Genomic DNA, 12,865 nt, shown 5'->3' on the forward strand with positions numbered 1-12,865 from the left:
CTAAGCTAATCTTTAGGTTAGACTCTTAATCGTAAAAGGTAACCGTTATGGATGCTTTCCGTCATATTCTGGTGGTTGTTGATCCCGCTGATGAGCAACACAAAGCCATTAATCGTGCGCTGCATATGGCGCGCCTGAGTGATGCGCGGCTGACCTTGTTTTTATCGATTTACGATTTCTCTTACGAAATGACAACCATGCTGTCACGGGAGGAGCGCGATACCATGCGCGCTAATCTTATCGCAGACCGAAAAGCCTGGCTCACCGATGTGCTTGCTGACTACGATACCACTGAAGTGAGAATGGACATTGAAGTGGTCTGGCATAATCGTCCATTCGAAGCCATTATAGAAACCGTCATAAGACACGGTCACGACCTTATCATTAAAGCGTCGCAAGTTAAGTCCAGTCTACAAAATTTGTTATTTACACCCACGGACTGGCATCTATTACGCAAAGCGCCCTGTGCAGTATTACTGGTAAAAGAGCATGCCTGGCCCCAGCATGGTCAGATTATTGCTGCGGTACACAGCGGCTCTGACGAAGTTCATCACGAAAGTTTGAACCAACGTGTTATCGAACATGCAGAAGCCATGAGTCACGTATTAAAGGCCAGCGTGCATTTGGTCAACGCCTATCCGGGCGCGCCCGTTAACGTGGCAGTCGAAATCCCCGAATTCGACGTTACCCAATATACCGAAGAGCTACAGCATCACCATCAACATAAAATGCGTGAGCTGGGGCGCCGTTATCAAATCGGCGAAAAGCAACAACATGTCGCGCAGGGCCTGCCGGAGCAAGTTATTCCGGAGTTCTCGGAAAAGCTGGATGCAGAACTGGTTGTTATGGGAACCATTGGACGCACCGGCATTAGCGCCGCACTGCTGGGCAATACCGCCGAGCACGTATTAGAGCAATTAAATTGCGATGTGCTGGCCGTTAAGCCGGAAGATTTTGTTAGTCCGCTAGCCTAAGCTGCTTGCTGTCAGGTATAATCCCGCGCTGTTTTATAGGTGAGTAACAATTAGCAAACGAATGGGTTAATGATGGCGGCAACGGCAGAGCAAAAATACGCATTTAATAAACTGCAAAAACGTATTCGACGGGAGACCGGCAAAGCGATAGAGCAGTTTGGCATGATTGAAGCCGGTGACAAAATCATGGTTTGTTTGTCCGGCGGCAAAGATAGCTACACGCTGCTCGATACCCTCCTCTATTTGCAACGCGTTGCGCCAATTCAATTTGAGCTGGTGGCGGTTAATCTTGATCAAAAACAGCCTGGCTTTCCGGAACACGTGTTACCGGAATACTTAAAGGACTTAGGTGTAGCCTACGAAATCGTTGAGGAAGACACCTACAGCATTGTTAAGGACAAAATCCCGGAAGGCAAAACCACCTGTTCGTTGTGTTCGCGATTGCGTCGCGGGATCCTATACAAAACCGCGAAACGCTTAGGCGCAACCAAGATAGCACTAGGCCATCACCGGGATGACATGATCGAAACACTGTTTTTAAATATGTTTCATGGTGGCAAGCTCAAGTCGATGCCACCGAAATTAGTTAGTGACAATGGCGAACACGTGGTGATTCGACCACTGGCGTTTTGCCGGGAAAAAGACATTGCTCGCTATGCCGATGCCATGGCCTTTCCGATTATTCCCTGCAACCTCTGTGGTTCACAGGAAAATTTACAGCGCAAACACATCAAGCAAATGTTGAATGACTGGGACAAGCGTTTTCCCGGTCGCATCGAAAGCCTGTTTACAGCGATGCAAAACGTGACTCCATCACATCTAGCCGATGCCTCGCTATTTGACTTTAAAGCAGTGGAAGCAACCGGCGTGGCGGATGAGAATGGAGATACGGCGTTTGATGCGCCGCCATTTACTGAAACAAAAAAAGGGCCGCAAAGCGACCCCGTTAATACCATTAAGATTACGCAAATCGCCTAGTTGGCGGTTTGCTCCTGGCTTTGTTTTACCGCGTTAACGATGGGTCGGTTAACACGGATCATTGCCTGTAGTTCGTCAATGTATTCGTCACCGCGCTCAGAGTAACTGCCCAAGCCTTCAACCAGTTCAATCGCTCTTAGCTCTTGATCGCGAAGTCGCTTACGCTCGCGTAATAGACGCAGGTCAGCGTAAGGCGGATGGGTGTTAATGTTACGCATGTAGCTGCGCACTGACTGATTTACCGAGTCAAACTTTGCTACTTCATAAATTTGGTCTTCCGGTCGTTGAGCAGGAATAATCCCACAGCCTTCGCGGTAGCACCATTGGCCAAACAAATTTAATCCTTGTTGGGCGAAGCGTGACGTTCCCCAGGCAGACTCATTGGCTGCCTGCACTAACACCATCATTTCTGGCACAATATCGACACGGCGTTTAAGCAACGCAAACTGTTCCTCGGCCGGCAAGCTCGGGTCAACTTCGTAGTAGCCCACCATTTGCGCCAACTGCGCACGATCAGCGTCCGAGATCATATTTGCCTTGTAGTTCTCTTCGATTTCAAACAGCTTTGCGCGCATGTGTAAAATGCGTAGGTTTTCCGCCTCTATCAGCGGCAATAAATAGCCGAAGAATTCCGATTTTTTCTGTTGCACGTCGGTGTATTGCGAAAAGTCCGGTAGCTCGTCATAGACGCCCAGCTTTGGCACGGGCGGTAGTCCTTCAACCCTAATTTGCCCGGCTTCAGGTCGTTCGAACTCTGTTGTAAATGGCAGAAGTAAAGCGAGCAAGCTTACAATGATAAAAAATACAATAAATGCAATGCGCATAGTCAGCCTCAATATTATGCAGACCAGGGAGTTTGATCATCGTCGAGAGATTGCGTTTTGTCGAGTTTTATTGTCACCCCGACAACCTCTTTGTAAACGACGCCCACCAGGTTAAAGATCAGTGGTACGACAATGATCAACGGCAAAAAGAAGGCAAACGAACTAATGATAATCAGCCCTGTAACCACGAATAACAAGATCACAAATAGCGGTAATTTGTAGTGAACGATCCGCACTGAGTAATAAATAGCATTAAGCGGCGTAATAGCGCGTTCGATAACTAAGGGTAATGCAAATGCAAAAATAACGCTAAAGTAGATTTGCGCTAGCACGCTGATAAGCCAATGTATCTGCCCGGTAAGCAATAATGCCAGTTGGGTGATAACACTGGTCGTCAGCAGCGTTACAATTAAAGCACCTGCTCGCGAAAAGCCATCAAAAACGTCAGCCGCTTTGGTGGGAATATCAACACTATGACGAATTCCCATAAGCACTAAGCCACCCCAGAACGGGGCTCCAACCGCTGAACCTATCAATGATAAAACTAATAGTCCGTTTTGCCCGACCTGCGGGTTGGATTCAGTCGGTATAACCTGATTGACCCAGGCTTCCGGCAGTAGGTTGAATGCGACTAATGTCAGAATCAATAAAATGCCAAAAAATGCTAAAAACCCCAAAAACAAGGGTGCCCAATGACTCTTGGTGACAGTAAATGTTTGTTTAAAGACCTCGCCTAAACTTAAATGATATTTGCCAGCCAGCGCCTCTGTTAGGTTTCCGCCAATAATCATTGGTTGTTGTTCGTCATTATGTTCTTGCATGAGTTACCATAGGCTTAAAACGATAGCGCTATATAGTAGAGGATCTGCCCCCTGCTTAACAATCAAAAGGACGTATTCATGCAGCGAAAACGTAAAAATCACAGTTCGCGGCCCCGCCCGGCAAATCCCAAGCTGGTGTTACTAAACAAGCCTTTTGGGGTTCTGTCTCAGTTTACGGGCGAGCCCGGTGACGCCACACTAAAAGACTGGGTGCCTTTTAACGATGTTTATCCTGCCGGCCGCCTGGACAAAGACAGCGAGGGTTTAATGCTACTGACCAACGATGGCGTTTATCAGGCGCGACTGTCTAACCCTAAATATAAGGTATGGAAAACCTACTGGGCTCAAGTCGAGGGAGAGCCAACCAGCGAGCAATTAACGCAACTTCAGCAAGGCGTCGAACTTAATGATGGCATGACGCGCCCCGCTGAAGCTTTTGTGATGGCCGAACCAATGAACCTGTGGCCCCGTAACCCACCGGTACGAGAACGCAAATCAGTACCTGACACCTGGCTGTGCATTAAGATCCGGGAGGGAAAAAATCGTCAGGTGCGGCGTATGACCGCACACGTAGGTTTACCAACATTGCGTTTAATCCGGGCTCAAATTGGTCCCTACAAACTGGCCCGATTACAGCCGGGAGAATGGCGCGAAGAGCCACCGGTGTGGTAGAATACGCGCCAATTTAATGATGTAATTAACTTATGCGGTGTTTTGATGACAGACGTAACAGCCAACGCCAATAAAAAAGTCATTGTCGGTATGTCCGGCGGTGTAGATTCCTCAGTTTCTGCTTACCTGCTGCTTCAGCAAGGCTACCAGGTCGAGGGTCTGTTTATGAAAAACTGGGAAGAAGATGACTCTGACGAGTATTGTGCGGCCGCTGATGACTTAGCGGATGCTGAAAAAGTTTGTCAGACACTGGGTATTGAGCTGCACACAGTCAATTTCGCAGCCGAGTACTGGGATAACGTATTTGAACACTTCCTGGAAGAATACAAGGCGGGCCGCACCCCTAACCCTGACATCATGTGCAACAAAGAAATTAAATTTAAGGCGTTTCTTGAGTTTGCAGCAGATGCGTTAGGTGCAGACTATATCGCCACCGGGCATTATGTGCGACGGGCTTATGATGGCAAACACTGGCAGTTATTGCGCGGTGTAGATAATAACAAGGATCAAAGTTATTTCCTCTATACACTAAGCCATGAACACGTCGCGCAGACATTGTTTCCGGTTGGTGAACTAGAAAAGCCTGAGGTGCGCCGGATTGCTGAAGAGCAAGGTTTAGTGACTGCCGATAAAAAAGATTCAACCGGCATCTGTTTTATCGGCGAACGTAAATTTAAAGACTTTTTGCAGCAGTACTTACCGGCTCAGCCGGGTCCCATCGAATCAGTAGACGGCGATGCGCTGGGTCAACACGAAGGTTTGATGTATCACACCATTGGCCAGCGTAAGGGCCTGCATATCGGTGGCCTGGCTGAAGCCAGCGATGAGCCCTGGTATGTGGTCGATAAAGACACTGAACGTAACGTATTGATTGTTGCGCAGGGCAAAAAACATCCGCGCCTCTTTTCGAACGGCTTAATTGCCGGTCAATTACACTGGGTTAATCGGCAATCACTGGCTGAGCCTTTGCGTTGCACGGTTAAAACGCGTTATCGGCAACAGGACATTCCGTGTCTGCTAACGCCTCGTAACGACGGTAGCGTAGAGGTTACCTTTGATAATCCTGTCGCAGCAGTAACCCCGGGCCAGTCAGCGGTCTTTTATCTGGATGAAGTTTGTCTGGGTGGCGGCATTATCGAACAACGACTTACCGACTTTGAGGTTAAACTATGAACGACTGGCAGCAGCGCGTCGTAGCGCTTGCCGGTATGGCGCTGAGCGCGGCCGCAGTGCAACAACTGGCGCGTTCTGGTCAGGTACTGCACGATACCGTTACCGAAACCCTGCTTAATAGCACACTAAATTTAACCCCCGACTCGACCCTTGCGGTATATGGTTCGATTGATGAGGTTCGTCCCGGGCTACGTACGCTGATCCAACAAATGGGCAGTAGCCGCCAAAAAGATTTAGAGTTGACGCGCTATATGGTGGGCATGATCCACCTCTCGCGACGGTTATTGGCTAATGATGACGCCATGAACACGTTAGGACAACGTCTTGAACAGGTCAGCAGGCAATATCACGAGTTCGGTTTTGAACGCTACCGTATTTTAGAGAGCCTTGCCGGCATCTATCGCGAGGTTATCAGTCCGTTAGGCCAACCTATTAAGGTCAACGGCAATCCCGTACATTTAAAAATAGAATCTAACCAACACCATATTCGCGCACTGTTGCTTGCCGGAGTGCGCAGTGCTGTGCTGTGGCAGCAGGTTGGCGGCAAACGTCGCCACTTTTTGCTATCGCGTAAGCGGATGCTGGAGACTGCTCAGCAATTGGTAAAACTAAGCTAATTAATTACCTGGAACTTTTATTATGAACACTGGAGAACCCACCATGCTGCCCTTTTCTACTCTGACTGCGTTATCCCCTGTTGATGGCCGCTACGCCAATAAAGTGGAGGCGTTGCGTCCGATCTTTAGTGAGTACGGGCTGATAAAATACCGTGTGACGGTAGAGGTTCGCTGGTTACAAATGTTAGCTAACGAGGCTGGCATTAAAGAAGTTCCGGCGCTAAGCGCCGATGCCAATAAGGTGCTGGATGCGATTGTAGACGAATTTAACGTGGCCGATGCTGAGCGTGTGAAAGCCATTGAGAGCACCACGAATCATGACGTTAAAGCGGTCGAGTATTTGTTAAAAGAAAAAGTAGCGACGCACGCGGAATTGGCCAAAGTTACTGAATTCATTCACTTTGCCTGTACCTCCGAAGACATTAACAATTTGTCTCATGGGTTGATGCTGGAAAGCGCCCGCGAGCAGGTATTAGTGCCGGTTATGGAGCAGATTGTCGATGCCGTAAAAGCTAAAGCGAAAGAATATAAATCTGTTGCCATGATGGCGCGCACGCACGGTCAGCCCGCCACACCAACGACCATGGGTAAAGAATTTGCCAATATCGCCGTGCGCCTGCAGCGCCAACTCGACCAGCTTAAAGCGGTTCGCATAATGGGTAAAATAAATGGTGCTGTAGGTAACTATAATGCCCACCTTGCAGCTTATCCTAACGTCGACTGGCATGGCCTGTCTGAGCGTTTTGTTAATTCGCTTGGTTTGGACTGGAATGCTTACACCACACAGATTGAACCGCACGACTATGTGGCAGAGCTATTTGACGCTGTTGCCCGTTTTAACACGGTATTAATCGACTTTGACCGTGATGTGTGGGGCTATATTGCGCTTAACCACTTTAAACAGAAGACGATTGCCGGTGAAGTTGGCTCTTCGACAATGCCACATAAAGTTAACCCTATCGATTTTGAAAATTCTGAGGGTAACCTGGGTATTGCCAACGCAGTGATGTCACATTTGGCGCAAAAATTACCGATTTCGCGCTGGCAACGCGACCTGACCGATTCCACCGTACTGCGTAACCTGGGTGTTGGTATTGCACATGCTGTTATCGCCTACCACGCAACGCTTAAAGGCTTAAGCAAGCTTGAGGTTAACGAGGCGGTATTAGCCCGCGAGCTGGATGCCAACTGGGAGCTGCTGGCTGAGCCGGTACAAACCGTCATGCGTCGTTATGGTATTGAAAAACCTTATGAGAAATTGAAAGAGTTAACGCGTGGAAAACGTATTACTCCACAGGACTTGGCTAACTTTATCGATGCCCTCGAGCTGCCGAATGAAGCCAAGGAAGAAATGAAAGCCTTATCGCCGGCCACTTATATTGGTCGCGCAGAAGCATTTGTGGATGAGTTATCGTGAAACTGAATCCGACAGTTTTTAACCGGCAAGCGTTTTTAACGTCTTACTGGCAACAACGTCCAGTCGTTTTAAAACAGGGATTTGACGACTTCGTTGACCCGGTAGCGCCGGAAATTCTGGCCGGTCTGGCGATGGAAGAAGGTGTCGATGCGCGTGTCGTTCAGTGCCAGCAGCCAGACGCCCCACTTGGCTGGAAGGTCACTCATGGTCCGTTTAGTGATTATGAAGCGTTGGGCGAAAGTCATTGGACGTTACTGGTGCAATCAGTTAATGAGTGGCTACCGGATGTTGGTGAATTACTGACGGCGTTCAACTTTTTGCCCGAGTGGCGCGTTGATGACGTGATGGTCAGTTTTTCCTGCGAAGACGGAGGAGTTGGCCCTCATCTTGATCAGTATGACGTGTTTATCATTCAGGGTCAGGGGCGCCGTCGTTGGCGTGTCGGCGACCGCGAAGCCATCAACAGCTTTCAGCCCTGTGCTGATCTGACGTTGATTGAGCAGGACTTTACCGCGGTTATCGACGAAGTGCTTGAGCCCGGCGATATTTTGTATATTCCCGCAGGTTGCCCGCACGATGGTATTGCGCTGGAGCCAAGCTTGAACTATTCGGTTGGATTCAGAGCGCCCTCTCAGGCGGAGTTGTTGCTGCAGGTAGGAGACCTAGCCTTACAGCACGACGTGTTTACCCGCCGTTATCAAGATCCTGAGCTGTCAGCTGATAACAAGCATTTTGTTGTTGACGAGGCACAACTACAGCAAGCTAAACAATTACTGACTGATGCCATGAGTGCGAACACCGCGGATGATCTACTAATGCGGGTGTTTTCGCAAAGCAAGCGGCCGCTCGTTGAACCAGAACTGCCCTATACGGCGGAACAAGTCCCGGAGCTGCTTAGGCAACAGGACGCCGTGGTTAGTCGGGCACCAGGGGCGCGTTGGCTGCATTGTAAGGTTACCGACAGCTTTTACAGCAATGGCGAGCGTTTTGAAATGAACTCTAAAGTCAGAGCCTTTGCGCTGGCGTTGGCCGCAATACAACAGGAGCAATCGGCATCTGGCATAGCCGAGCTTTGTGATAACGCAGCTTGCGCCGACATGTTTGCGGAATTATTGAATATGGGTACGTTTGCGGTTTTTTTGGACAGTGATTAGCAGTTTACGTCAACTGTAAACCCAAGTTGCTAAACACCCGTTTGAAATCCTGATTTTAATTATGCAAGACAGTAGCGCGCCCCAAACCATAGTGGTAATGTGCGCGCAATTTCGAGAACCAATGAGGAAGGAAATTCATGTCTCTGTTCGAGCATCCTGAATTTGATCATCACGAAGAAGTCGTATTTTGCCATGATGAAGAGTCCGGTCTAAAGGCTATCATCGCCGTTCATGACACTACCTTAGGCCCGAGCCTGGGCGGCACCCGATTGTGGAATTACAGCTCTTCGGCCGAGGCGCTGACTGACGTACTGCGTTTATCCCGCGGTATGACCTATAAGAGTGCAATGGCAGGCCTGCCGCTCGGTGGTGGTAAAGCGGTTATCATTGGTGATGCTAAGAGCATCAAAAGCGATGCCCTGTTCCGTGCTTATGGTCGCTTCATTAATAGCCTGGGCGGTAAATATATTACTGCCGAAGACGTTAATATTCGCACCTCAGATATCGACATCGTTGCGCAGGAAACACGTCACGTTGCAGGAACCGCAGACAAAGCCGGCGACCCTTCTCCACATACTGCGTTAGGCACTTACTTAGGTGTTAAAGCCGCAGCTAAACATCGCTTAGGCAGCGAAGATCTTAGCGGTGTTAAAATTGCTGTGCAGGGTCTGGGCGCTGTGGGTTACGCTTTCGCCAAATATTGCCGTGACGATGGCGCTGAACTCATCGTTACTGATATCAATGAAGAAACGCTGGAGCGGGCAAAATCAGAGCTTGATGCAACGGTTGTCGGTTTAGACGAAATCTATGGCGTTGACGCTGACATCTATGCACCCTGTGCACTGGGCGCTACCATTAACGATGAGACCTTGAAACAACTTAAATGCAAGATCATAGCGGGTAGTGCCAATAACCAGTTGGCCAATCCTAAGCATGACAAAGTGGTTAAGGATATGGGCATTTTGTATGCACCAGATTACGTGATAAACGCCGGTGGTGTTATTCACGTTTGTTCAGAAGCCGCTGATATGTCGCTCGAAGAGACCGACAAGCGTGTTCGTGATATCTATAACACCCTGGACAAGCTCTTTGCCCGCGCCAAGGAAGAAGACCGGCCGACCGGTGAACTGGCCGACCAAATGGCTCGTGAGATTATCGCTAACGCTAAATAAGCGATTAACTCAAGCAGGCAAGAATAACTTCAAGCGGGTGTCTCACCCGCTTTTTTTCCATCCGTTTTATTTGCGAACGGCAGGAAAAACCTGTCGCAACAATGCCCATATTGCCATAGGCATCGACAGCTTGTTCCCAACCCATTTTGTACAGTGCTTTACTGTCTTGCTGATTATTCTTCTCATGACCAAAGGTCCCGGCCATACCACAGCAACCAACACTGACAACATCCAGCTTTAAACCGAAGGCACTGAATAGCCGTTGCCAATGTTTTGCGGACTCAGGAATAAAGCTTTGCTCAGTACAATGCAGCAATAAGCCATAGGTTCGGTTAGATATTTCTGCCATCGGTGACAAAGGCTTGCCATCAAACCACTCTACTACCGTTTTGACGCATAACTGCGCGGCATCACTGCCCAGTACTTGTTGATATTCGTCGCGAAATACCAGTGCCGTAGAGCTGTCAACGCCAACCAAATCAACACTCGCCTCATGCAAAGGCAATAATTGCTCCGCAACCCGTCGCGCTGTTTGTTCAAAGGCCTGCAAATAGCCTTTAACGTGTTGCGCTTTGCCGTGCCCTTTAAACGGCAATAATACCGGAGTATAGCCCAGGCGCTTAACCACATGGGCGAATGCCTCGACGACCTCGGCTTCGTAAAAACTGGTAAAAGGATCCTGTACGATAACCACATAATTTGAGCGTTGCTGTGCATCTGCTGCAAGAATTTGTTCCGTCGTCAGCTGCAGATAGCCGGCTTTCGACCAGCGGCTGCTCAGGTTGGGAGCAGAAAAACTGGGCGTATCCACATAACCTACCGCGTTAGCTAACACAGACTTTGTTATCGGGTTATTGACCAACAGGTTACTAAAACGCGGTAGCTTAGCCCCCCACTTTGCTGTGGTTTCGACCGTTTTAACTAAGTTGTCCTTAAGCGGGCGACTGTAGCGACTGTAGTAGTGCTCTAAAAACCTTGCTTTAAATGTAGGCACATCAACGCTAACCGGGCATTGATTAGTACAGGCTTTACAGGCCAGGCACTTATCCATCGACTGCTTAACTTCGGCGCTAAAATCGTCGCCGCTGCTAAAACTATTTAGCCAGCGCTTAAACCACGGCAGTGGTGTCGCTGTTTGCGTGGCATCATAACCCGCGTTGCTGTTAAGGCGCAGCCACTCCCGCATCAGCGACGAACGTCCCTTAGGCGAATAACGTCGGTCGCCGGTAACTTTGTAGCTTGGACACATAACCGCTGCGGCATCGTAATTAAAACACAAGCCATTACCATTACAGTCCATGGCGTTGCGATAACTGTCGCGGGTGGTTACCGGGATTTGACGATCGTAATAGCCACGCTTAGTCGCATCCACCGAGACTAAATTATGATCGCCCTGCAGCGGCGTACAAATTTTCCCGGGGTTTAACTGGTTGTATGGATCAACGGCAGTTTTTATCTTCCGTAACTCGGTAAATAGTTGTTCACCAAAAAATGCCGGTGCATATTCGGAACGATAGCCTTTACCATGTTCGCCCCACATTAAACCGCCATACTTTTCGGTCAACGCAGCTACCTTGTCGCTAATTTGGCGCAACAGTGTTTCGTCTTCCGGCTCGGTTAAGTCTAATGCCGGACGGACGTGCAGAACACCGGCATCAGCATGGCCAAACATGCCGTAATGCAGTTGCGCTTCATCCAGAATAGCTCGGAACTCCATAATGAAGTCGGCTAGTTTTTCCGGCGGCACGGCGGTGTCTTCGGCAAAGGCAACGGGTTTGCGGCGTCCCTTGGTTGCGCCTAACAGCCCAACCGACTTTTTACGCATGGCGTAAATCGTCTGAATGCTGGCAAGGTCATCGCAAATTTGATACCCGATCACCCCTTGGTTATCTTTGCTCTTAATTAACTGATCAAGTCGCTTGCACAGCGCATCGATTTTAGTCTGGTTGTCCTGCTCGTCGGTGCTGGCAAATTCGACCATGTTAATACCATCCATGGTCTGGCCTTCGACATCGGTAAGCAAGGGTTCAACGCTGTGCCAGATAATATCTTGTCGGGCAAGGTTCAGCACTTTACTGTCGATGGTTTCGACCGATGTGGCATTTGCCTGCACTAAAAAAGGCGCATTCCGCAATGCCGCCTGAAAGTCACTGTACTTGACGTTAATCAGGGTACGGTACTTGGGGATTGGGGTGATGTTAAGTTTAGCTTCGGCAACGAAGCCTAGGGTTCCTTCCGAGCCCGCAATTAGCCGCGACAGATCAAGGGTATTATGCTCGGGATCATAACAGTGCTTTAAATCATAGCCGGTTAAAAAGCGATTCAATGGCGGGAACTTGGCTTCAATCTCATCACGATAACCAATACAGGTATCTAACGCCTGTCTGTAAAGTCTCCCACGAGCATTGTCCTGTTCGCTTAAGGTCTGTGCCTGCTGTAGCGAAACCGGACCGCTATCCAGCCGTTCACCGCCAACAAGGATGGTAGATAACGCTAAAATATGGTCACTGGTTTTACCATAAACCAATGAACCCTGCCCTGACGCATCAGTATTGATCATACCGCCAAGGGTTGCGCGGTTACTGGTCGACAGATCCGGCGAGAAGAAATACCCCAGCGGACGCAAGGCATCATTCAGCTGATCTTTTATTACGCCGGCCTGAACTCTGACCCAGCCCTGCTCTGGATCGATTTCTAACACCTGGTTCATGTGCCGACTCATATCGACGACTAAGCCCGGTGTCAAAGACTGGCCGTTGGTGCCGGTGCCACCGCCACGCGGAGAGAACTGAATCTCATTATACTGGGACTGACCGGCAAGTTTTAAAATAACCTCTAGGTCAGCTGCACTGCGTGGGTATAGAACCCCTTGCGGGATTTGTTGGTAAACGCTGTTATCGGTGGCGGCAATCAGCCGCCCCGAGTAACTCACATCCACATCTCCGCTGTAACTGCTGTCGCTAAGCTCACGTAAAAAATCGCGCGTCACTTGCGGTAGGCCGCTTTCGGCGACCAGTTTAGGGAGTTGTGTCATGTTGGTTTACCGCTCCTTACTTATTGTAT

At 49.2% G+C, this 12,865-nt stretch carries 11 protein-coding genes; 8 read left to right on the forward strand and 3 right to left on the reverse strand.

All coding sequences use genetic code 11. From position 1 onward, the window contains the following. Positions 1 to 47: 47 nt before the first annotated feature. Entirely contained in the window at positions 48 to 974 is a 927-nt protein-coding gene (gene uspE / locus DEU29_RS01315; protein WP_133538413.1) for a universal stress protein UspE, read from the forward strand. Positions 975 to 1,046: 72 nt separating this feature from the next. Further along, positions 1,047 to 1,952 (forward strand): tRNA 2-thiocytidine(32) synthetase TtcA, encoded by a 906-nt coding sequence (gene ttcA, locus DEU29_RS01320; protein WP_208107594.1) that lies wholly within the window; start codon positions 1,047 to 1,049, stop codon positions 1,950 to 1,952. Here ttcA and DEU29_RS01325 read toward each other — a convergent pair. After that, positions 1,949 to 2,776, reverse strand: a complete 828-nt coding sequence (locus DEU29_RS01325) for a glucosaminidase domain-containing protein (RefSeq protein WP_133538417.1) — start codon at positions 2,774 to 2,776, stop codon at positions 1,949 to 1,951. The two genes, ttcA and DEU29_RS01325, sit on opposite strands and share 4 nt — an antisense overlap. A gap of 14 nt (positions 2,777 to 2,790) precedes the next feature. Next, entirely contained in the window at positions 2,791 to 3,597 is an 807-nt protein-coding gene (locus DEU29_RS01330; protein ID WP_133538418.1) for a hypothetical protein, read from the reverse strand. Positions 3,598 to 3,675: 78 nt separating this feature from the next. Between DEU29_RS01330 and DEU29_RS01335 the strand changes: the two genes are divergently transcribed. From DEU29_RS01335 to DEU29_RS01360, 6 genes are all read left to right on the forward strand, one after another. Further along, positions 3,676 to 4,269 carry a pseudouridine synthase gene (locus DEU29_RS01335; protein ID WP_133538420.1) on the forward strand — a complete coding sequence of 198 codons (594 nt, stop codon included), beginning with the start codon at positions 3,676 to 3,678 and terminating at the stop codon, positions 4,267 to 4,269. 42 nt (positions 4,270 to 4,311) lie between these two features. Then, positions 4,312 to 5,442, forward strand: coding sequence for a tRNA 2-thiouridine(34) synthase MnmA (gene mnmA / locus DEU29_RS01340; protein WP_279513203.1), 1,131 nt, complete (start codon positions 4,312 to 4,314; stop codon positions 5,440 to 5,442). Further along, on the forward strand, positions 5,439 to 6,059 hold the full coding sequence (gene hflD / locus DEU29_RS01345; protein ID WP_133538423.1) for a high frequency lysogenization protein HflD: 621 nt from the start codon (positions 5,439 to 5,441) through the stop codon (positions 6,057 to 6,059). The genes mnmA and hflD overlap by 4 nt, the downstream gene beginning before the upstream one ends. Positions 6,060 to 6,105: 46 nt before the next feature. Continuing rightward, positions 6,106 to 7,476, forward strand: a complete 1,371-nt coding sequence (gene purB / locus DEU29_RS01350; protein WP_133538569.1) for an adenylosuccinate lyase — start codon at positions 6,106 to 6,108, stop codon at positions 7,474 to 7,476. Continuing rightward, complete coding sequence (locus DEU29_RS01355; protein WP_133538425.1) at positions 7,473 to 8,630, forward strand: cupin domain-containing protein; 1,158 nt, start codon at positions 7,473 to 7,475, stop codon at positions 8,628 to 8,630. Before purB ends, DEU29_RS01355 begins: the two co-directional genes overlap by 4 nt. A 137-nt stretch (positions 8,631 to 8,767) precedes the next feature. Further along, positions 8,768 to 9,802: a Glu/Leu/Phe/Val family dehydrogenase gene (locus DEU29_RS01360; RefSeq protein WP_133538427.1), complete on the forward strand. Its 1,035-nt coding sequence runs from the start codon at positions 8,768 to 8,770 to the stop codon at positions 9,800 to 9,802. A gap of 4 nt (positions 9,803 to 9,806) precedes the next feature. Here the strand turns inward: DEU29_RS01360 and ydiJ are convergent, their stop codons facing one another. After that, complete coding sequence (ydiJ, locus tag DEU29_RS01365; protein WP_133538428.1) at positions 9,807 to 12,836, reverse strand: D-2-hydroxyglutarate dehydrogenase YdiJ; 3,030 nt, start codon at positions 12,834 to 12,836, stop codon at positions 9,807 to 9,809. Between the last annotated feature and the right edge of the window lie 29 nt (positions 12,837 to 12,865).

This window comes from Idiomarina aquatica (genome assembly GCF_004362895.1).
GTDB lineage: Bacteria > Pseudomonadota > Gammaproteobacteria > Enterobacterales > Alteromonadaceae > Idiomarina.

Excerpts from the sequence above, each read along its gene's own strand:
- uspE (WP_133538413.1), top strand. The coding sequence starts at position 48 with ATGGATGCTTTCCGTCATATTCTGGTGGTTGTTGATCCCGCTGATGAG.
- ttcA (WP_208107594.1), top strand. The coding sequence starts at position 1,047 with ATGGCGGCAACGGCAGAGCAAAAATACGCATTTAATAAACTGCAAAAA.
- DEU29_RS01325 (WP_133538417.1), bottom strand. The coding sequence starts at position 2,776 with ATGCGCATTGCATTTATTGTATTTTTTATCATTGTAAGCTTGCTCGCT.
- DEU29_RS01330 (WP_133538418.1), bottom strand. The coding sequence starts at position 3,597 with ATGCAAGAACATAATGACGAACAACAACCAATGATTATTGGCGGAAAC.
- DEU29_RS01335 (WP_133538420.1), top strand. The coding sequence starts at position 3,676 with ATGCAGCGAAAACGTAAAAATCACAGTTCGCGGCCCCGCCCGGCAAAT.
- hflD (WP_133538423.1), top strand. The coding sequence starts at position 5,439 with ATGAACGACTGGCAGCAGCGCGTCGTAGCGCTTGCCGGTATGGCGCTG.
- DEU29_RS01360 (WP_133538427.1), top strand. The coding sequence starts at position 8,768 with ATGTCTCTGTTCGAGCATCCTGAATTTGATCATCACGAAGAAGTCGTA.
- ydiJ (WP_133538428.1), bottom strand. The coding sequence starts at position 12,836 with ATGACACAACTCCCTAAACTGGTCGCCGAAAGCGGCCTACCGCAAGTG.